Here is a 19,228-nt window from a genome sequence, read left to right as displayed (position 1 = left end):
GCGCCGAACGGTGATTCCTTTCAGAATTTGGATGATGCAACCGCCGTAGTTATGGCTACGAAAGGCTCACCCACTTGAGGCCGGGTTCGTAGCGATAGAGCGGGTTCTCTTGCTCGGGATCGACGGCGACGAGATGGATCCACTGGTTGTCGAAAAGTGCCTGCACGTGTGGCAGGTTTTCCAAAGCTTTGATGAGACGCTCGCGTGGGGCTTCGGCCACGACAAGTAACCTTAGTGGTTCGTGATACGGCATCGTGCTCTTCATGACAGATTGCCGAGCCAGGCCGGTGCGCAAATCGCTTTGCGGTCCCGCCATGATGCCAATCCGTCCCACGACGTTGTGGTAGATTTTGCTGCCGGCACCGTAGACCTCCGGGTCCGTTGCCGAGAAATAATGCTCACTATTGATCCACTGACCGACAACGCAAGGAGCGCCCAAAATGCCCTGCAGCAGCGTGCCCGTCGGGTCTAGGCGATAGTCGTAGTTATTGAGAAACGCTCGACCCTCGAGGTCGATGTCCTGCGTCAAACTGCGGCGTCCGATGATGAATGCCGCATTGCCTGACAACCCCCACTCCGGTCGAACTTCGCTCCAGTCCCCGGCTCGGCGATCAATTTCCTTTTGAACGGTGGTGGCACTGGGGTTGTTGCCGATGAGCGGCAGCCGGGCGCATCGTTCCTTGTTCGTGCGGATGGCGGCTTCACGAAGGTCTTTCTTGAAGCGTTCCATGTCGCTCTGGTGTGTCGAGGGAATATCTTCCTCATCGTAGAACGTGACGCCGTCTGTAGTTGTGTCATGGAGTCCCGCGAGGAAGTGTGTGTCTGCGGGAATCACAATTCCGCGGCCAGCGAGTTGTGAGCGAACTTCAGGCTTATTGGCGATCGAGGCAAAGACTCTGGCATTCGGTGTGCCGGCATTGCCTCCGCAGGCTCCACAGTTGAGTGCTGCCTCGTACGGATTGTTGTCCGAAGAACTGCCGTGCCCGCAAGCCAGCACCAGTCGGGCGAAATTGTCAGTCAGTCCGATCGAGCGGAGTGCGGTCTCCAGCATCGAGACCTGTTCGTCGAGCGTCAGCCCGAGTTTGACACCGTCTTCTTCCGTTTCGTCGAAGGTGACGTTCGTGCCGACCGGAGGTGCCACCTTTTCAGATATCTTCTCACGCGATCTGCGATAAAGGGTCGGAAACAGAGTCCGACCGAACAGTTGCACGCCGTACAGCCAGCCCAGCGCCTCGACAGTGATGTATGGTGTCAGAACGTGCGCTTTCAGGTCGTGAAGCAGCTCGTGTGCTATGTGGAAGAGATCCTTCCCGGCTTGGTGTCTGGCCAGCTCTTTTTCCTGATTCTTCCGGACAACGTCAATCGTGGTGTGCTGCGCCTTTCCAATCGCCGGATACTGCTCGGTGAAGTGATGATCGCCAAGTGCCTGGTGGCGGATGAACAACGTGAAGAAACCGGCGAATCCGATGGTCTCGTAGTTTCCAACGGACTCGATACTCCGTCGAAATGGTTCAGAACGGACATCGATACAGAACATCGCCTGAGCGGCCGGACGCGTTTTCGTCTCACCGGACCGAGCCAAGTTCTTTGCGCTCGCCCCGATCTTGCCAAGCACATCCTCGTGGTAACCGGCCTCGAACGCCTTGAGCCAAACCGGCCCGTGCTCGGTTAAAGGAAAAACGTTGATCCAGTCGAGCAATGTCCGCAACTGCTCGGGCGCCACGTCAGTAAGTCCCGTTGGCGCGATCTCCAGAGCACTCGCCAGGTCGTGCAGACGGACGGCCGCAGAGAGTTGTGCGAAGCGGGCACGTCCTTCGACATTCGCTGTGTTCCGTTGATGCTCTATCCAGGAAGCTATGTGCTGGTAACTTCCTTCGATTCCAAGTTCGCTCTCGCAAGCTTGTTTGACCAGTTCTCTCTCGTACCAAACGCGCACGGCAAGATACTGCGTGAGGTCGATGGGATAAGTCTCCTGCCATTCGTATCCCTCGCTCAGTTCACCCCGCCAGTTAATGAAGCTCGCCCAGCCGCATAAACCCGTAAGTTGCAGCGACAAATACTCTTGTCTCATTTCCTCGGGAATGCCGAGCACATCGAGGTGCTCAAGCAATGCTTCCTCGGGCGACTCGGGAAGTTGCTCAATCTTGCCTCTGCTGTTGGCAATGCCGCATGGAGACCATTCGAGCGCTGCAAGGGATTTCCACGTGTGGTAGAAACCTTTCTCTCGTTCCGGCATTGCCCAAAATGCGTGGCCTTCATCGAGAAACGCTTCGCACCATTTGATGACCTCGCGATTGATTGGATCGGTTAAGTGGGTTTGCAAATATCTGTCGCACCACTCCGCGAGAGTCATATCTCGACCCAGCGGAGATTCATCCGGTTCCGGATCCGGAAGGACAGGAGCAAGATAGTTCGCGAGTTTGCGCAGCGAATCCGCGTTCGGAGAGCGATCAACAAAAGCCTGAAGCGTTTCTTCGGCGGGAGGCATGTTTCCGGATAGCAAGTATGCCTTCAAAACATCGAAGTGGCTGACAGTGCGTTGACCCAGCGTGATTGACTGATCTTCAGTGTTCGGTCGAAGCGCTGCGTCAATGTGATCCGGCTGAATCCTCCCGGATTGAACGTATTCGCGAAACACTTCGTTGGGGAGATAGCCGTTTCCGCCGACGAAGCGTTTCCCCAGCCGCACAGCTTCCTCGAAATGCATCGATTCGATGTTATGCAACGGATTGTGATGCACGAACATCGACATTGGCCAGTAATGGGCAATGACTCCGCTCGCCTGCGAGACGAGTTCGCGGATTTCGCTGGGTCTCGTGCCAGCTTCCGCTGCATTTTCAGTTACACTGTTCATTTCATCTCCATCGCGATACGAGCCACTTCTTCCGAGCCGAACGCAAACAGTCCCTGTGGCGCGATGCTAAGCGCAACCAACAACAGGAGTACGCCTGCGATAGCTGCGATCTCTACAGGTTTAAGATCGTCATAGCGAATATCTTCCCGGTGGGGACCGAACAGGAGTCGCTGCATTAACTTGAACAAGTACCATGACGCGCCGAACCATGTCAGCAAAACGACGAACGTTCCGGCAGTCACGGTCGGCGAACCAAGCATCAGACCGACAAAACCGAATCCCAGACCAAAGGGAGGCAATCCGACCGCCGCCATCACCAGCAGCGCCAGACACAATCCGAACTTTGGCATGGGACGAGCAAGACCACCGATCCTGTTCATCGGAAGGTTACCGTAGCGAACCCGCAAACGGTCCCAGGCCAGCAGAATCCCACCGATCACCAGTACGACAGAATAGGCATAGACGATAGCTTCTCGAGTGACGCTGCCGACACTCGCGATTTGCCACCAAAGAATCGAATAGAAGGCAAGTCCCGCATACGCGATCAGATGCGGAACGCTCTTTTGAATCACCGCCTTGATCGAAGCGTACATCGCCCCGACCAGCGCGAGTGCCGAGACAACGGGCATGAGAGTCGGTGGAATCTTCGGAACAAGCTGCATCAGCCCAAACAGGCCCGCGAGCGGCATGATCGCGGACATCAGGAAAACCAAAACACGAGGCAATCTGGTCAACGCGGCGACATAGGCCGAGTGAAGTGGAAAGAGCGGGAGCAGCAGGCCCATTGCGAGCAGTGCCAGTAGATCTCCAATCGATACGTCTGCAGGGGACGTCCATCTGGCTCCTGCCAAAGCCAGCGCGAACACCGCCGCGCAGGGAAAGAAAAACCGGTTGCGATTCAGGGACTCGGCGACTTTCTTGACGACCAGACGCAGCCTGAGGGCAACGCCGTCCAGATAGAGGCGGTTCACAAAGAACATATAAAGCGTGTTCCGGATGTTTGTGATCGCCTTTGGCCAATGGAAACCCTGGCCTTGCCGCTTGGGGAATGCGACGACCCATCCAAGAATGACGATTACCGCACCGCCGATGACAATCGCCGCGAATAGGCCGCTTGGCAAAGCGGCAGCCTGGAAGTGTTCGATCACAGTTTCCGGCGAAGGATAAAGGAAATTGGTAAAAAGTTCTGCCGCGAACAGGTAAACTAACGTGACCACAGCAATTACACCCAGCAGTAAGCATTGCGCCTTGAACGATCCTGTCCGATGTAGCCGATACAACGTCAACTTCGCTTGCGATACTGTGGCCCAACTAAAGAACACAAAGATCACCAGTCCCTGGGAGTCGCGCAATGGAACGTGTAGTAACTCGTGTGCTCCAAGCAGAATGAGTAACGGCAAGACGAGAGACATGACAAACCCTACCGCCCAGTTTGAGGCCGCCAATGCCTCCCGCTCTGTCGGTGTGAACGGCCGCTTCGGTTCTTGCCGTGTCTCGTGGATCACGTTGCCGCAGTTGAGAAAGATCGTGGCTTTGAACAGGCCGTGTGCGATAAGGTGGAAGATCGCCAGCGAAAAGGCTCCCAGCCCGCACTCCATGATCATGAAGCCCATCTGTCCAATGGTCGAATACCCCAGCGTCTTCTTGATGTCGTTTTGAACAAGCTTCATGCTTGTACCCAGAACCGTGGTCATCAGGCCGACAGCAAATATGAAGTGAAGTGTGGGGCGGCTCAGCACGAACAACGGTGCGAGTTCCATCAGCAGGAAGCCGCCGGCATTGATGATCCCGGCATGCAGGAGTCCGTGGATTGGTGTGGGGGCGTACAGCGAATCGGGCAACCACATGTGGAGCGGAATCTGGGCCGACTTGCTCATGGCTCCCACGAAGATCAGCAACGTCACAACCGTGGCTCCACTTATTTCAAAGCCGCTGCCAAACGGTCGCAACGTGATCGGAGTTGTCTGAGCTCGTTCGAAGAGCTGTGAGAATTCGACGGTCCCATAGAATTGAAATGCCAATACGATACCCGCGAGAAAGGCGATGTCTCCCACGCGCATCATAATAAACGTGCGAAACGAACTGCGCGCCGTCGGCAGATGCGAGTAGTTATGGACCAGCAGGCACAGTAGCCAGCTCAACAATTGCCAGGCCAGAAACAGTAGTACCAGATCGCGACTCGACACCATGACCAGCAGCGTCGAAATGGTGAGCGACAGCAATGCCAGGTAACGCGACTGTCCGAGATCCGACTGCAGATAGCGGATGGAATAGCGGTACAAAACCAGACCGATGCTGGAGATCACGACCATCATCACAGTACTCAAGCGGTCGATGGATAGCTCGATGGTCGGCAAGAAACTCCAGGAAGTCTCGCAGAGCAACAAATGCCTGGCCACATGGCCTGCCGCGACTGCTTCGCCGAGCGCTACAACCGCCGCGACAAAGGCCACGATGTGAGCAAACATGCCGAATCCGTACTTCCTATCGCCCGCGCTCCCGATCGAAAACGCGTTGTAAATCGCCGCCACGAGCGGTGCGAGAGGAATGAGGATCGGATAGTTGTGCAACATAAAGTCCATCAAATGCTCCGTTACGCCGCTTTTGTTCGTCTATTCAATTCGGCACACGCCATTCGGGTGCCGTCTAGTCGTGAATGGCTCGGATCAGATCCGCGATTGTTTTGCGTTGTTCGATGGGATGCCGCAGGTGCAGTGATTTGTCAATTCGATACGAATTGCGGCGGCCGATGCGTACACGTTCGACGTAACCTGTTTCTTCAAGATCGGAGATAATATTCCGAATTGCCCGCTCGGTAATGCCGACCTCCAACGCGATGTCGCGTATTCGCATTGTCGAATCACGCGTCAGGCATAACAGCACATGCGCGTGATTGGACAAAAACGTCCAACCTCGGTGTTGAAGATCGTCCGCACTCATCAGCGATACAATAAAAATAGTTTCAGTAGTTCCAAATTCCGTGGCGCCGGTCTCACTATCCCTGAGCCGTAAACGCTAGCCTCGGGTGTTCTCCGGTTCCACCCGAGGCTAGCGCCTCACGACCTATTTGGAGCTACTGAGTTTTCCTTGGTTGAGGCATTCGCCGAACTAATTGATCAGCTAGCCGGGAGAAAACAGAGGAAGCAGAATACGGGAAATGCGCTTCCGCAGTCAAGTCTAACTTGCTTTATTTCTGCGGGAATCTCCGGTGAGCCCTATTCCTCCCCGCCCAGGAAAATTGCACATTGGTCATTATCCAGCCTGTGCCGATGACTTTTCAGTCCTCCTGCCCCCCACCACCGATGGACTCCGAGCTCGGTTTCGAGCAACGGTGTTCGGAGCAGTTGATGATACGTATCCCGAGTTGACCGGTCATGACCACATCGAAGGACTTGTTGGCGAACACGCACTATTCCAGTTGGAAAACTTGCAGATGCACCCGTTCATCCGTGACCGGCTTGATGCCAAGCTTTTGAAGCTGCACTTGTGGATCGTCAACGATCAGACTGCCCGAACACTCGCTTACACCCCTCACCTTGGCGATCTCGTGCCAATCGAGGAAATGCGGTGAGGCCCCTTGTAGTCTACCCCATCTATCCGCACGCGATTTCCTCATCCCGCAACACACTTCAGCCTCTTTCAGAGATGGACCAACACCAGCAAGTTGCGCCTCCTCCAAACTCACAGAGGTGGCCTCCAAGATTTGGCACCGATGCGAGTTGGCTGCAGCCCTTAGCCGCCGCGGCAGATGCTCCCGCTGCGTCGTAGCAATTCGGAAAACTCTCGTTGGTCGCAAACACCTCTGTTGAGAACGACCCATGGTCTGTGGATTCAGTAGCTGGACTGGCAGACACTACCGCAGGTGCGGAAGGCGACTGGATAATGTAGATTAGATGTGTCTTCTCAATTGCTCCCTGGTTTAGAACTACCATATGACGACGATTCCCAATCTTGAGAGGCTCCCAAGGTGGGGTCAACCGTTCCAAAGTACCTGGACAGTTGTGCCAAGTGAGTGCTTCTTCGGCGGTCGCAGGAAGTTTCAGATGCTATCCAAAAAACTCAACCATGAGTATTATCTTTAAAGTCAGCGCGAGGCAGTTTCCTAGACCATTGCAGCCGCCCAAAAATCGTCATTTGCAGACTCCGCAGCAAGCGTCTGTAATTTCGAGACGGCTCTGCTTTCCAGTTGCCTGACTCGCTCCTTCGATACGCCTAACTTGTCGGCCAAGTATTGAAACGTTCGTACCTTGCGATGAGATCCTAGCGCATACCGACTGCGGATGATAAATCGTTCGCGACGGTCGAGTTGGTCAAGCAGCGTGGTCATCAAGACCCGGAGATTGCTCCAGACTTGCTCACTCATAGAAGAGCCTGATTGTGTCTTGCCAGCTTCGAAAGCCCACTCTTCAGCACCCCTCGTGAAGGTAGCTTCTTCCACTTGTGCGAGACTCACTGTGCGATAGACGTGTCGCATGATGGATCGATACGCGTAGGTACTGAAGCGAAATCCACGGTCGAAGTCAAACTTCTCCACGGCCTTCATCAGTGTGAGAACACCCTCGCTCAGCAAATCGTCGAATGAATGTTGTGGGGTCACGAATTTCTTCACAATTGACATCACCAGACGCATGTTTGCCTTGATGAGGTGATCGCGAATCTGCTGAGACTGAGCTAAGAGCGACTCGAGCGTATCCAGAACGGTCGCTTCGATTTGGTCCAGATCGATGCGGGTGCGCATCAAGTTGGCCCGATATTTCAAGAGATTCATCTCACGAAACAGGGCTCGCTCTTGATCAGGAGTGAGCAAATCGCAGTTACACATTCGCTTCAGGTGGGCTGGTAAGTCGACACCTACTTGACTGGGGCCACTATCAGTATCCAGCGTAGATGTCACTAGTTCATCACAAAACGTATCCTCAGCACGAAATTCACGGTTGGGAATAAAATCGATTTCTAACCGCAAAAGATTCATCGCGCGAAGCCGATCAGATTCGCGATGGTCCTGCTGCCTAGGAATGGGTGACTTATGGTTGGTGATGACGGTCAGAGCGGCCATGAATCAACTCCTAAAATAAATTCGTTCAAAACGTTCTCTCAAGTTATATCGATTCCCTTCTGCGGAGGCAATGTATAAATTGTTCGCAAACTGGATATTCGTCGCAAACTCTTTTAGAACAGTAAGTTACGCAATATACCTGTTCAAAGTGGACGTATTTAACAGATTTATTTTACTAAAGATCAAAGCCACCTCTAGATAAACAATTCATCCTTAACGTTCATTTTGCCCAGTTAATGGGAGAACCACTTACACCAAAAAAGGATGAAAACGCCTGCCGGTTCACCCCGGTTTACTGGGATTTTTTGTCGCGGCACAAGAAACGACTGCAAGGCAACAACCGCATGTCGATGCAACTCAAGAATCTTGAGCGAAAGCCAAGGGCTGAGCTAAAAGTGATCCGTAAAAGGGCTCAGTCGCTTCGGAACACTTTCGGCGCAGATCTCAAGTGAGATTTCAAAACCACTGATCGGAGAAACAATCGGTAATTCTCTTCAAGCAGTGCTGTGCGCAATCCAAGCCGCTGCTTTTTAGCTGAACAGAGTCGACGGTTCCGCAGGTTAAATCGTTGATCCAACCTGCACCCTCAATTCCGTCTAGCGCAGTTGGCATTTGGGACAAGAAAACACTTTTCGGGCACCCAGCAACCAGCTCTCGATTTCGGCATCACAGCGACTGCAAGCTGCTCGTTTGTAAACCAGTAGTCTTTCCTGGCGATTCATCCGGCTGCGCGGTTTGCCGATATCTTTCGGCTCGGCGATGATGATGCGATTGTACTTTACGCCGATTCTCAGTAGTGTTGTCAGCTTGGACCAGAGCGATTCGACTTGCTTACGAGACAACTCCAGGCCAGGTGTTTCTGGATGAATGCCGAGCAAGTGCAAGACTTCGCTGCGGTAAATGTTCCCGACTCCCGCGATGACCGACTGATTTAGTAACAAGCTACCAATGGCCGCGCGGCTGTGACTAATTCTCACCCAAACTTGCTCTAGGTCACCTTCCGCTCGCAAGGGATCTGGCCCTAAGCGATCCTGAATTGCCATCCATTCCTGTCTAGTAATAGTCTGGCAGGTGAAAGGGCCATTGAGGTCAAATGCTCTTTCTTTCCCGATCACACGCAGACGCACTTGCCCGCGAGGTTCCGGGGTTGGCAAGCTGTGGAGACGGAACTTTCCATAGAGACCCAAGTGGACGTGCAATAGTGTTCCGCCGGACCAGTGATAACAAAGATGCTTGCCGTGCGCTTCGACCGATTTGAGCGTTTTGCCGTCGAGAAGTTGGGCACCTTCCTCAAAGCGACCTTGCGGAGAAGATACCTTCAATCGCTGCCCTGCAAACAGTTTCGAGTGGTCGAGTGCAAGTCGATGCACAGTATGGCCTTCTGGCATCCTTGCGGCCTTTCTCTATTCGATGTTGGTGTTGTCATTCGCACCTTGAAAATAACGAAGAGGTGCTAACAAGTTGTCTCGCCAGGGAACGGAAGTTTTTGTTACCTGCCAGAGTAAGACCGTCGCGTCGTCAATGGAGAGATTGTCCCGATGTTCTTGCTTGAGTTCTTCCGTTAACGCGGCAACCAGCTCTCCTGGTCGCCTTGGATCGAGATGCCGAACACGTTCCTCCAAACCATGCATGCCGATGATTCTTCCGTCTTTGCTACGACATTCGGTTAGTGCATTACCAATGCTGAGAAGCATATCTCCAAAATCGAGTTGTGTTTCAAAGTATTGGTATTCCTCAAAGTCGCTGACCATAAACGACTTGTGGATTGCGGTCGTGTTCTGCGGAACTTGCTTCAAGACTGACCACTCTTGATGCGCGGCGCGGTACAAAAGTGGCGGGGGATTGCCGGTATTGCATAAAACAAGTTTGCGAGTTGGCGCAAAATAAGTGCCGATCAGCGCTGTTGCGATACAACCGTGCCTGGAACTCTCTACTAATCGCCGACTGATTTCACGCACGACTCGCGTCTGCCGAATGGTGTTGATGTTTCGCTTCATCAACTCCCGGATTTCCTCCGCTAATTCAGCGAAATGGGAGCCCTGGCTACAGACGTCCGCCACCATCATTCGCGTGATACGCCCTGAAGAGCATGAAGACAGCAGATAGAGATCACTACCGCCAGCAGCGGATGAACTGACAGCCTGGCTATGAATCCAAACATCCAAACCAGGTCGAACGAAATGGTTCTTTCGGCTGCCATTGCCGCCCCAAACCTCCATGCACTTTAGGCTTGATTCGTTTTCGTTAGTTAAGGTCACAGAAGTCATATCAGATCTCTATTTCAAAGTAGAATTAAGAAAGAACTGTTACTCAGACAGCGACTCAGTATCGGCAGTTTTGGAATTGGCAAAATAACGACTATCGGTCACCCAATCTTCTCGCGTATAGCTTACAACAGAGGTATCGGTTTCGCGTACTTCTAAACAACTTAAGCGAAATCCCATGTCGGTAATTTCGGTGAAAAGTTGATGGGCCAAATTCTCGACCGTCGTCGGTTGAGAAAACCGCTTCAGTTTGAGTTTCTCGCCCGTTCGCAGCACGTGATTCATGAGCGTCTCATAAAGCGTATCCTTGATATTGACCATCATGCCGTGGTCATATTCTGATTTAAGAAACGGCTCGATCTTGCGATCGAAGTCACCGAAAAGGGTTGACAACGAACCTGTACGTTCTACTTCGAAAAAACAGGTGATTCCATAGCGATGTCCGTGGAGGTTGCGGCACTTATCTTCGAGTTCTTCGTTGCGATGAGCGGCGTAAAACTTGTACTGCTTTTGAATAATCATGGTTGACTGCTTTTGGTAGTGGGAAATTAACCGCGGGATCGCGTATCAATCATTGACAAAAATTCATTGCGGCTTGAGAGGCTCGTTTTGAGCGTTCCTCGAAATGCGCTCGTGATGGTTGAGCTGCCGTGCTTTTTAATGCCGCGAATGGACATACATGAGTGTTCCGCTTGCATAACGACACCCACGCCGGTAGTTTGCAGCTCGGCTTCGATCAACTCGGTAATCTTGTGGGTCATCCGTTCCTGCACTTGCGGACGGCGAGCCATTTCTTCGACCACGCGGGCCAGCTTGCTCAATCCGGTGACGTGACCTTGAGGGATGTAACCGACGTGGGCTACTCCCGTAAATGGCAACAGGTGATGCTCACACATGCTAGTGAATGGGATATCACGAACCAATACGAGTTCGTCATATTCCTCTGCGAACAAAACTTGCAGATGGCGAGCCGGGTCAAGGTGCAAGCCCTCAAACATTTCCGCATACATCTTGGCAACGCGACGAGGGGTTTCCTTCAAACCGTCACGATCCGGATCTTCGCCAACTGCCTTTAAGATAGTCCGCACGGCAGCTTGAATTGACTCCAGATCGACTTCGCCCGGTTGGGCACTTGGGGATTGCTGATTTACCTTGTCTTCTTCGGATTGCAGAACGGGCAAACTGGCATGTCTTTGTGGATGCCACGGAGAGGAAGCAGACAGTTCCAAAACAGTATGCATGGTGATTTGACTCGCTAGCAGTGAGAGATTGGTAGCAGATATGGAGACTGTAGGCGGTATGTCGTTGATGACAACTAAGAATTCTGAATTTCTAGCGAAAAGGCTCTCCAACTTGACATCTGCTGAGTAGATTCTCGTGGAAGAAGCTTCGAAGACGGGTACCGGGCATGGAATGCTGAGTATGGCGAGCTCGTCATGTTGAGCCCCAGCGATCATCAACGGTCACTGTTTCTCCCGCGGAAGTTCCAGCGTTTGTCATGATTGCCTCGCAATTCTGGAGGCCAAAGGTCTCGACGTCGACTCCGGGAGAGTAGTGAGCGAACGTGGGAAGCCGGCCGCAATCCGTGAACCCAGCCGCCAACAACAGTCCGTCATCAAGGCTTGCCAAGCCTCTAATGTGATAGGATAAAGGCAAGTGATAAGTTCGGTCACGTCTATGGAAAGCAAGCAAAGTGTCGATGGCGAAGAAAACTATGGTTTTGTGGCTGGCGGCATCGCTATTTGTAATCTTGGTCGGCATGCGATGGGCAAACTCCTATACGCATCCATTGCATACGCTCGGGATGATCAACGGTCGCCTTGCAGAGTGCCCCAACTACCCGAACTGTGTTTCCTCCCAGGACAAGGATTCCGAACATTCTATCGATTCAATACCTTACACTCTTTCGGCCAAGGAGACCCAACGCCAGCTGGAATCAATCATTCAAGCGATGCCGCGGAGCCGAATAGTCTCTTCTCAAACCGGTTACGTCCACGCCGAATTCAGCAGCCTGCTGCTTGGATTCGTAGATGACGTCGAACTGGCAATTGACGCAAAGGAAAACCTTATTCACTTTCGCTCGGCTGCACGATTGGGGCGTTCTGATTTTGGGGTCAATCGAAGGCGGATGGAACAAATCCGACAGCAATTTCAGCAGCATTAGTTGAATCTAAGATTTTTCTTGATGGTGGGACTTAGCGTATTTTCGATGCAGCGCGTCGTAGTTCTTCAAGTTTGCGAGGATTGAGTGTGAGGTCGGCAAGGGTCAATGTGATCTAGCAAATAAAATATGTGGAGAATTTAGGCTATTCTGGTGTGATCAGCAATCCGGCGCAGGAAGCGAAGCGGGGCTAACAGGTTGTTCTTCATCGACGGTCCACCGCCCGTTGCTTGACCTAGGAGAAATGTCGCATCATCTTGGCGGAGGTTGCTGTCTCGCAATCCTCTGATTCGCTCGACTAGTGCGGGAACGATTTCCTCGGAGTCCTGCGTTCCCAGTTCACGTACTAGTCGCAGGACACCTGCTTCTCCTAGTTGCCGACCGTCTCCGTCTTCCGACTCCGTAACGGCATCGCTGAAACTGAGCACCATATCACCGGCTTCAAGTCTCACATCGAGTTGGCCGTAAGACGCTTCATCAACGACTCCCAGTGGTGTGTCAGATATTGGCCTCGAACAGCTAGCTTCATTCTTGAGCTCTGACCATTGGGACGTTCCGCGACGAAAAACAAGCGGAACAGGGTGCCCAGCGTTGCATAGAGAGTAGGTCATCGTTGTCGCAAAAAAAGTACTTACTAGGGCTGTGGCAAACCCTCCTTGCTCACCGAGATCAGCAAACTGCCGATTCATCGCTCGCACGAAGCGAGTTTGCTTGACGTAATTGACGTTGCGTCGCATCAAGTCACGCAATCCAACCGCCGTCTGCGATACTAACTCTCCATGTCCACTGACATCCGCCAACAACATTCGTGTAATGCGTCCAGACGCACAGGAGGAGAGGTAATAGACGTCTCCGCCTCCAGGTGCCTGACCGTAAGGCTGACTATCGATATAGATCTTTAGCCCCGGAGTTATAAAAGTGCGCTGCACAGCTTGATTGCCACCCCACACCTCCATGCATTCCATGCGCTCTGGGTCAGTTTTTTCCATTGGTTGATACCGTCTCCGCAAAGAATCGTATGCAAGTAAATAGCAAAATCGCAACTCAGTGAGTGTCATTCCTCAGGGTAATCCGTTGCAATTAAAGCACAGAAAGCAGCAGCAATGGTAGCTCCGAATACCGCTAAGCCAAACACAAATATGCCAATGTTATGCATGAGATTTTCCGCTCAACATGAGGGCTCCAAAGCTGAGGATTGAAGGAACCCATATTCCGACGAACAGGCCCTCTTCTCTACTCCCTGTAAACCAGAGGTAGACAGAAAAGAGGAACGACGCAGCGGCGGCTACAACAAAACCGATTTTTGCCATATTAATTCTTCTCATCGTTTTCCCTATCATTTTAAAATTTGGTTACTGGTGTCTCGGTCCAGGTCGTATCCAGGACCCTATCAAACTCTGGCTGTTGGGAAGTGGATTTGTGACTCATGGTTCATCTGGCATCGTGATGTTGTCGGCCGAACACTTTGAAACAGGAAATGGGCCACAAACCACTCGTTCCCACTCCGATAGCGAAACAGTTCTGCGCAGGGCAGGAAAAACATTCTTCAAAGTTGCAAATGTTTCTTTGCCTCATGCGTGTCAAGATCGTTGCCGATACGCCTCAGTATCCCCTCGCGGTTTTGATAGAGATTCTTAAACCAGGCTTCGCAAGTACGCTAATAATGCAGACCGTTCACTTTCCATTTGCAACTACGCTCAGCATCGAGTATTAGACATTGAAATAATAGTCCGGGGCCGATATGCAAACGAACCAAAGGTACACGATCTTGCAGATTTGAGCCGTCTGTTACTTGCAGATGGCAAGTGCCATGGCCTGTGGCTGAGAACCCAAGTCGGATTCAGCTTCCCACGCTCGAGCAGTGGGTGCCAACTCGTCGCGTAGTATCAACACCTGCTCAGGTGCTTCTATGCCAACACTGACGGAGTTTCCCTTGATCCGCAAGATCGTAACGCGGATTTCGTTACCAATCTGGATGGTCTGCTCTTCTTTCCTGCCGAGAACTAACATCGCTCATCCTTTCAAGAACGCATTGCAAAGTGTCAACCTTTTCTGACTATGGAACACTAGTTGGACGATCAGACTTGCCAAGCAGCAATACAGTATTTTTTTAAATGTTTGCCCGTTGAATGCAGGCACCGCCAGCAATTTCCTCCGTGAGAAGCTGCTAGGGCCTTTGAAATACTGCTTGGGTAGGGTAGCGATTCTTGTCCATACGCTGAAAAGCACCCGCTCAGAGTACGCCTGAGTCCCATTAGTGACTGTTTTCGATCGCTTTTACGCCAAAAAAATGATTCTCAATAGTGCATCACGGATAAAATTGAAGAAAACAGATCTCATTGCGTTGTCATTTCGTTCGACGCTCCTAAAGTCTTAGAGAGGTTGTTAATCTAGAAAATTAGGAATCTCAGCGTGGCCGAAAACAAAGAACAGGTGATTTCACTGCTCTCTCAGCCTATAGTATGGAGATCGAAACGGTGCTTAACTATCTTGCCAACAGCGTCAATCTCGACGGTGTGCGGGCAGAAGAGATTAAGAAATCGTTAGCGGCTGACATCACGGAAGAAATCATGCATGCGCAGCAACTGGGACGGCGAATCAAGCAACTCGGTGGCCTTGTCCACGGTGCTGCGGCCCTCACGCTCAGCAATCAGATCCAGCCCATCGATGGAACAACCGATGTGGTCGGTGCGATTAAAGCGGTCATTGATGCCGAGGAGCAAGCTTGCGCACACTGCAACAAAGTCATCAGAGCGACCGACGGAGAGGAATATGTTAGCCAAGACCTGTGCACCCGATTGCTCGCAGACGAAGAGGAGCACCTTATTCTTTTCCGCGGATTCTTGAAAGAGTACGAGTCTGCTTCATCACAATTCGCTTGATTGCTCTATATGACGAAACTGCCAATCAGACTGCCTCGTGAATCGATGCCATCATTGGCGGTGATTGGCGCTGGGATTTCTGGTCTGATCTGTGCCCGGACTTTGCAAGATCACGGTTTGTCGGTCAAAGTGTTCGAAAAAAGCCGTGGAGTTGGCGGTCGCATGTCGACGCGGCGGACGGACGACGCGCTGCACTTTGACCACGGCGCTCAATATTTCACCGCTCGTGACGCTCTATTTCGCGGCTACGTGAAAGCTTTGCAACATGAAGGTGTTGTAGCTGCTTGGCTCGGGAGGATTATTGTCCTTCAAAAGGGTGTTACGATAGATCAAAATGAGAGTACTGTTCGCTTTGTCGCTGTCCCGGGGATGAATTCCATCTGTCAGCACATGGCGACCGACTTATCAATCGAATATCAAACTAAAGTAGCGCCGCCACGTCGTCTACTTGGCCGGTGGTGGCTTGCCAGCGAGGATGGGACCGAGTTGGGCGCCTACGACATGGTAATCATCTCTGCCCCAGCCCCTCAGACGGCGCAGCTGCTCAGGGATGTTCCCGAGCTGGCCGAACAAGCGGATCGCGTGGAGATGAGTGGTTGCTGGGCGGTGATGCTCGCTTTGGAAGAATCCTTGGCTCTTCCGTTCGATGCCGCATTTATACACCAGTCGCCTCTTTCCTGGATTGCCCGGAACAACAGCAAACCGAATCGCTCTCCCGAACCAGAGACATGGATATTGCACGCTAGTCCCGAGTGGTCAGAGACCAACTTGGAACGATCAGCCGAACAGGTGGCGGCTGATCTGTTGGAAGAATTCTGGCGATCCATTGGTACCCAGCCTCGGGCAATCAAGTATATCACAGCACATCGTTGGCGATTCGCTCTACCGACCTCGCCACTGGAGTCGCGATGTTTGTTTGATACCGGTCTACAAGTCGGAGCTTGCGGCGACTGGTGTGGCGGACCTAGAGTAGAAGGTGCCTTTTTGAGTGGTGCAGCCGTGGCTGACCGCTTGCTGGGTTTGTAACGTCGGACACGGGTAGATACTAGTCGAGCAACTTACCATCAGAGTTAACTAATTGAGTGCCCACACCTCGACTGACATTGAAGATCGGCACTACGACACGGAAGAAACTGATGCAATTCAGTACGGACGCAATCAACTCGGCGTAATGAGTACACGAAGCTGGGCTTGCCTAGTTGCCGCGTAAGAGCCACTACGTCTACGACGAACCGGGAATCCACGTTTAGCCACAATCGCTGCAGGTGTGAAGGTCTCCGATGGTCGTTATTGATCTATTCGACATCGAAATCGGCACGGTTGGAAAACTGCTGCAGGTCGGGGCCTACGGCTCGGCAGATTCCTTCTCAATCGCCTTGATTTGCGTCAAAACCTCTTCCGCCTCAGCCCTTTTAAGATCGCTTGCCTTACGATTAGTGTGACTGAGACGATGCGACTCCTCAAGAAGCTGGGCATATTTCTTTTCGAGATTCTTTTTTCTTGTTAGCGAATAGTCCGAACATCTCATTTTACTCCCAGGTCCATCGTAGGTCGAGTCGATCAAGGCACATCACTTTATCCCACGCAGCCATAAAGTCATGCACAAACGACTGCTGCGAGTCGTCACAGGCATGACTTCCGCAATGGTTCGGAGCTGTGAGTTTGAACCTAAGACGAGGTCGACAGCGTTCGCAGTCCACTTAACTTCTTCACTGGTGCGATTGCTACCCTCGAAAAAGTGTTCGCATTGGGCCGACTTCTGCCACTTCGTGATATTATTGCGCAAGTTCACAAACAAGTCATTCGTCAACGTCTCGCTCCTGTTGGTGAAAATGCCTAGTCCGGGCTGCCCGACGTTGTTATTCAATCGCCGCATGCCGCCAACAATCGCTGTCGCTGTCATCTCCGGAGCTGTCAATGTCAGCAAGAGGGCGCGATTCAACAGCGACTCCTCCGCCGGCCGGTTGTGTTCGGGTCGAAAGTAGTTGCGGAAACCGTCGGAGTGCGGTTCAAGCACTGCGAAGGAATCGACGTCATTGTATTCTTGATCAGCGGCAATAGAGCTACCAGGATGAGCGGTGACCAGCGAGGATTCCTGCTAATGGTTCTTAATACTCGATACAACGACACCTAGGGCGTGAGCGATGTCGATTCTTGTTTGAGATTGCTCGAGAGATTCGCGTTGTCAAACCATCGGCCTTATTGAAGGACCTCAGTAATCCATTCACCAAAATGCGTGGTAAGTCGCGCCCCTTCGTTCTTCAGCAGGGCATGGACCCTGTTACGACTTTCGCCATCTTCGATCGGCACAGAGATAACGGTGTTTCCAACCTCCAATTCGCGGCGGTACCGTTTTATATCAACGTCGGTGTCGGCGAACCATTTCTTCGAAGTGTCGACTTTCGCTGCATCCTCGGGACCGTGAAAGACCCTCAGCTGCTCCTTACTAAAGCCGTCTTCCAACAGCAATTTCACCGCTGCTTCGGCTTGCATCGGTTCGTCGAAAACAGACACGACACGATTAATGGGATCTTCTAATGGTTTTTCTTTGCTCATAGCATAACTATCTGGGATGCATGGAATTGGTTGGCGTCTGTGCTGTAGACGGCGTATTTCCTACTAATCTACCCACTAGACCTCCCCTGGACTATACATGTGTCGGCCGCCGTCCACAGGCAGACACACGCCCGTGAGAAATTTATTGTTCACTAAAGCTTCGACCGCCTGGGCAACCATCTCCGGACAATCGGCCGATTTAACAATCGTCGCTTCGATGAGCCTCGCTTTTCTTTCCTCTGACGCATCACCGGGGAACATGACAGGACCTGGGTGGATACAGTTGACACGTACCTTCGGGTTGCGCTCGCCAAGTTCTCTCGCGAGCAATCGCGTTAGCGTTGGCAGCGCGCCTTTCGAGATAAAATACGCGACATGGTCTAAGTAAGGACGATCGATCGACCAGTCGCCAACAGTGACGATCGCACCGCCTTCTGGTTGCTCGATCATAATTCGACCCGCAGCTCTTGCCGCAAAAAACGTCCCTAACGTGTTCACGTCGAAATTCAAGTGAAGTTGCTCTTTGGTAACGTCGTCGAAAGTAGTTTCACCCCAAATGGAGGAAGTTGTCACAAGTACGTCCAAGCGACCAAATTTCCGCTTCACTCCGGCGGCCATCTCATCAACTTCAGATTCGGAAGCGACGTCAGCTTGAAACGCCTCACATTCACAGCCTATAACGCGAATCTCATCACGCGACTTTATCGCATCTTCCTCCGAAGAATTGTAGTGCAAGGCTATGCTATAACCACGATCTGCAAGGTGCCGCGCGATGACATTACCAACCCTCGGGCGACCACTGCCAGTGATTAGTGCCACTGGATTTTGCGGATTGCTCATCTCTTTGCCTTTGCAGGGAATAAGTTCCGCCACTGCGGCGGAACGACAGGTTTGAAGCTGCTCGAACAGCTCATGCTTCCTGTGCTTGGACCATCCATAGATGTTTCTCTAGCCCGCTGGTAATAGCGATGAGCATGTCTTCGCTAATGGGATCGAGCTCCCCCAATTTGCCAATTGAGTCTCGCAGCCCTTGGATAGTCTTATCCATGCGGTCAGCGACCGTCGTCACGGTGTTAGACACGCTCTCAAACTCACGCGAGAGATCAGTCAGTTGCGAGCCATTCGCTACAGTGTTTGCGCGTCCATCGGGGGCCACGCCGATTGTCGAAAGGCGTTCGGCGACCTCGTCGCTAGCGTCTCTTACTGCGAGAATGATTTCATCTAGCTGCAAATGGACGGCGCGGAAATTGTTTCCGACAACGCACCAATGAGCTTGCTTGAGCTGCAATGCAAGATCGATGAGTTCAATAAGTCGCTGTTGCAGGCAGCCTACGACTTTATCAGTCGTCTCTGCATTAAGCATATGCCGCTTAAATTTCATAAATTGGCTCCTTGTCTTGTAATGTTTTACAAAAAATGAGTATCGCGAAGGCACAGAGTGTTGCTAAACTGCCT

The 19,228-nt window shown here is 52.1% G+C and carries 20 protein-coding genes; 4 read left to right on the top strand and 16 right to left on the bottom strand.

The features are described from left to right. Positions 1-55: 55 nt before the first annotated feature. From Pr1d_RS23515 to Pr1d_RS23505, 3 genes are all read right to left on the bottom strand, one after another. Entirely contained in the window at positions 56-2,854 is a 2,799-nt protein-coding gene (locus Pr1d_RS23515) for a DUF2309 domain-containing protein (RefSeq protein WP_148075809.1), read from the bottom strand. Beyond that, entirely contained in the window at positions 2,851-5,436 is a 2,586-nt protein-coding gene (locus Pr1d_RS25920; RefSeq protein ID WP_168205453.1) for a proton-conducting transporter transmembrane domain-containing protein, read from the bottom strand. Before Pr1d_RS25920 ends, Pr1d_RS23515 begins: the two co-directional genes overlap by 4 nt. 64 nt (positions 5,437-5,500) lie before the next feature. Then, positions 5,501-5,755 carry a helix-turn-helix transcriptional regulator gene (locus Pr1d_RS23505; protein ID WP_210417816.1) on the bottom strand — a complete coding sequence of 85 codons (255 nt, stop codon included), beginning with the start codon at positions 5,753-5,755 and terminating at the stop codon, positions 5,501-5,503. A 307-nt stretch (positions 5,756-6,062) separates the two neighbouring features. Between Pr1d_RS23505 and Pr1d_RS23500 the strand changes: the two genes are divergently transcribed. Next, positions 6,063-6,425, top strand: a complete 363-nt coding sequence (locus Pr1d_RS23500) for a carbonic anhydrase (RefSeq protein WP_148075807.1) — start codon at positions 6,063-6,065, stop codon at positions 6,423-6,425. A 531-nt stretch (positions 6,426-6,956) separates the two neighbouring features. Here the strand turns inward: Pr1d_RS23500 and Pr1d_RS23495 are convergent. The 6 genes from Pr1d_RS23495 to Pr1d_RS23470 form a co-directional block, all read right to left on the bottom strand. Further along, the gene (locus tag Pr1d_RS23495; RefSeq protein WP_148075806.1) at positions 6,957-7,910 is read right to left on the bottom strand and encodes a sigma-70 family RNA polymerase sigma factor; all 954 of its coding nucleotides are present in this window, start codon (positions 7,908-7,910) and stop codon (positions 6,957-6,959) included. A 596-nt stretch (positions 7,911-8,506) separates the two neighbouring features. Continuing rightward, entirely contained in the window at positions 8,507-9,298 is a 792-nt protein-coding gene (locus Pr1d_RS23490; RefSeq protein ID WP_148075805.1) for an Fpg/Nei family DNA glycosylase, read from the bottom strand. A gap of 15 nt (positions 9,299-9,313) precedes the next feature. Further along, positions 9,314-10,177, bottom strand: a complete 864-nt coding sequence (locus tag Pr1d_RS23485) for a PP2C family protein-serine/threonine phosphatase (protein ID WP_148075804.1) — start codon at positions 10,175-10,177, stop codon at positions 9,314-9,316. Between the two features lie 39 nt (positions 10,178-10,216). Further along, positions 10,217-10,696 (bottom strand): 6-pyruvoyl trahydropterin synthase family protein, encoded by a 480-nt coding sequence (locus Pr1d_RS23480; protein WP_148075803.1) that lies wholly within the window; start codon positions 10,694-10,696, stop codon positions 10,217-10,219. A gap of 26 nt (positions 10,697-10,722) precedes the next feature. Next, positions 10,723-11,415 (bottom strand): GTP cyclohydrolase I FolE, encoded by a 693-nt coding sequence (folE, locus tag Pr1d_RS23475; protein ID WP_148075802.1) that lies wholly within the window; start codon positions 11,413-11,415, stop codon positions 10,723-10,725. A gap of 193 nt (positions 11,416-11,608) precedes the next feature. Beyond that, the gene (locus Pr1d_RS23470; protein WP_168205452.1) at positions 11,609-11,803 is read right to left on the bottom strand and encodes a hypothetical protein; all 195 of its coding nucleotides are present in this window, start codon (positions 11,801-11,803) and stop codon (positions 11,609-11,611) included. Positions 11,804-11,873: 70 nt separating this feature from the next. On the opposite strand from Pr1d_RS23470, the gene Pr1d_RS23465 reads away from it, so the two are divergent. Then, entirely contained in the window at positions 11,874-12,338 is a 465-nt protein-coding gene (locus Pr1d_RS23465) for a DUF1499 domain-containing protein (protein ID WP_210417815.1), read from the top strand. A 137-nt stretch (positions 12,339-12,475) separates the two neighbouring features. Here Pr1d_RS23465 and Pr1d_RS23460 read toward each other — a convergent pair whose 3' ends face one another. Further along, a complete protein-coding gene (locus Pr1d_RS23460) occupies positions 12,476-13,324 on the bottom strand; it encodes a PP2C family protein-serine/threonine phosphatase (RefSeq protein ID WP_168205451.1) in 849 nt (282 codons plus the stop codon). Between the two features lie 799 nt (positions 13,325-14,123). After that, the gene (locus Pr1d_RS23455; protein ID WP_148075799.1) at positions 14,124-14,345 is read right to left on the bottom strand and encodes a carbon storage regulator; all 222 of its coding nucleotides are present in this window, start codon (positions 14,343-14,345) and stop codon (positions 14,124-14,126) included. Between the two features lie 452 nt (positions 14,346-14,797). On the opposite strand from Pr1d_RS23455, the gene Pr1d_RS23450 reads away from it, so the two are divergent. Beyond that, complete coding sequence (locus Pr1d_RS23450) at positions 14,798-15,217, top strand: ferritin-like domain-containing protein (RefSeq protein ID WP_148075798.1); 420 nt, start codon at positions 14,798-14,800, stop codon at positions 15,215-15,217. 9 nt (positions 15,218-15,226) lie between these two features. Next, positions 15,227-16,243, top strand: a complete 1,017-nt coding sequence (locus Pr1d_RS23445) for an NAD(P)/FAD-dependent oxidoreductase (protein ID WP_148075797.1) — start codon at positions 15,227-15,229, stop codon at positions 16,241-16,243. A 319-nt stretch (positions 16,244-16,562) separates the two neighbouring features. Here the strand turns inward: Pr1d_RS23445 and Pr1d_RS26800 are convergent, their stop codons facing one another. The 5 genes from Pr1d_RS26800 to Pr1d_RS23420 form a co-directional block, all read right to left on the bottom strand. Further along, positions 16,563-16,745 (bottom strand): Lacal_2735 family protein, encoded by a 183-nt coding sequence (locus tag Pr1d_RS26800; protein WP_210417813.1) that lies wholly within the window; start codon positions 16,743-16,745, stop codon positions 16,563-16,565. 42 nt (positions 16,746-16,787) lie between these two features. Continuing rightward, positions 16,788-17,159, bottom strand: a complete 372-nt coding sequence (locus Pr1d_RS23435) for a hypothetical protein (RefSeq protein ID WP_148075796.1) — start codon at positions 17,157-17,159, stop codon at positions 16,788-16,790. Between the two features lie 257 nt (positions 17,160-17,416). After that, entirely contained in the window at positions 17,417-17,773 is a 357-nt protein-coding gene (locus Pr1d_RS23430; RefSeq protein WP_148075795.1) for a hypothetical protein, read from the bottom strand. A gap of 75 nt (positions 17,774-17,848) precedes the next feature. After that, positions 17,849-18,613, bottom strand: a complete 765-nt coding sequence (locus tag Pr1d_RS23425; RefSeq protein WP_148075794.1) for an SDR family NAD(P)-dependent oxidoreductase — start codon at positions 18,611-18,613, stop codon at positions 17,849-17,851. Positions 18,614-18,683: 70 nt separating this feature from the next. After that, a complete protein-coding gene (locus Pr1d_RS23420) occupies positions 18,684-19,154 on the bottom strand; it encodes a Dps family protein (RefSeq protein WP_148075793.1) in 471 nt (156 codons plus the stop codon). Between the last annotated feature and the right edge of the window lie 74 nt (positions 19,155-19,228).

It is taken from the genome of Bythopirellula goksoeyrii (assembly GCF_008065115.1).
Taxonomy (GTDB): Bacteria; Planctomycetota; Planctomycetia; order Pirellulales; family Lacipirellulaceae; genus Bythopirellula; species Bythopirellula goksoeyrii.
This window is presented reverse-complemented; position numbering and strand designations above follow the sequence as displayed.

Excerpts from the sequence above, each read along its gene's own strand:
- Pr1d_RS23430 (WP_148075795.1), bottom strand. The coding sequence starts at position 17,773 with ATGAGCAAAGAAAAACCATTAGAAGATCCCATTAATCGTGTCGTGTCT.
- Pr1d_RS23420 (WP_148075793.1), bottom strand. The coding sequence starts at position 19,154 with ATGAAATTTAAGCGGCATATGCTTAATGCAGAGACGACTGATAAAGTC.
- Pr1d_RS23495 (WP_148075806.1), bottom strand. The coding sequence starts at position 7,910 with ATGGCCGCTCTGACCGTCATCACCAACCATAAGTCACCCATTCCTAGG.
- Pr1d_RS23480 (WP_148075803.1), bottom strand. The coding sequence starts at position 10,696 with ATGATTATTCAAAAGCAGTACAAGTTTTACGCCGCTCATCGCAACGAA.
- Pr1d_RS23455 (WP_148075799.1), bottom strand. The coding sequence starts at position 14,345 with ATGTTAGTTCTCGGCAGGAAAGAAGAGCAGACCATCCAGATTGGTAAC.
- Pr1d_RS23425 (WP_148075794.1), bottom strand. The coding sequence starts at position 18,613 with ATGAGCAATCCGCAAAATCCAGTGGCACTAATCACTGGCAGTGGTCGC.
- Pr1d_RS23515 (WP_148075809.1), bottom strand. The coding sequence starts at position 2,854 with ATGAACAGTGTAACTGAAAATGCAGCGGAAGCTGGCACGAGACCCAGC.
- Pr1d_RS23465 (WP_210417815.1), top strand. The coding sequence starts at position 11,874 with ATGGCGAAGAAAACTATGGTTTTGTGGCTGGCGGCATCGCTATTTGTA.
- Pr1d_RS25920 (WP_168205453.1), bottom strand. The coding sequence starts at position 5,436 with ATGGACTTTATGTTGCACAACTATCCGATCCTCATTCCTCTCGCACCG.
- Pr1d_RS23445 (WP_148075797.1), top strand. The coding sequence starts at position 15,227 with ATGACGAAACTGCCAATCAGACTGCCTCGTGAATCGATGCCATCATTG.
- folE (WP_148075802.1), bottom strand. The coding sequence starts at position 11,415 with ATGCATACTGTTTTGGAACTGTCTGCTTCCTCTCCGTGGCATCCACAA.
- Pr1d_RS23490 (WP_148075805.1), bottom strand. The coding sequence starts at position 9,298 with ATGCCAGAAGGCCATACTGTGCATCGACTTGCACTCGACCACTCGAAA.
- Pr1d_RS23460 (WP_168205451.1), bottom strand. The coding sequence starts at position 13,324 with ATGGAAAAAACTGACCCAGAGCGCATGGAATGCATGGAGGTGTGGGGT.
- Pr1d_RS23485 (WP_148075804.1), bottom strand. The coding sequence starts at position 10,177 with ATGACTTCTGTGACCTTAACTAACGAAAACGAATCAAGCCTAAAGTGC.
- Pr1d_RS26800 (WP_210417813.1), bottom strand. The coding sequence starts at position 16,745 with ATGAGATGTTCGGACTATTCGCTAACAAGAAAAAAGAATCTCGAAAAG.
- Pr1d_RS23450 (WP_148075798.1), top strand. The coding sequence starts at position 14,798 with ATGGAGATCGAAACGGTGCTTAACTATCTTGCCAACAGCGTCAATCTC.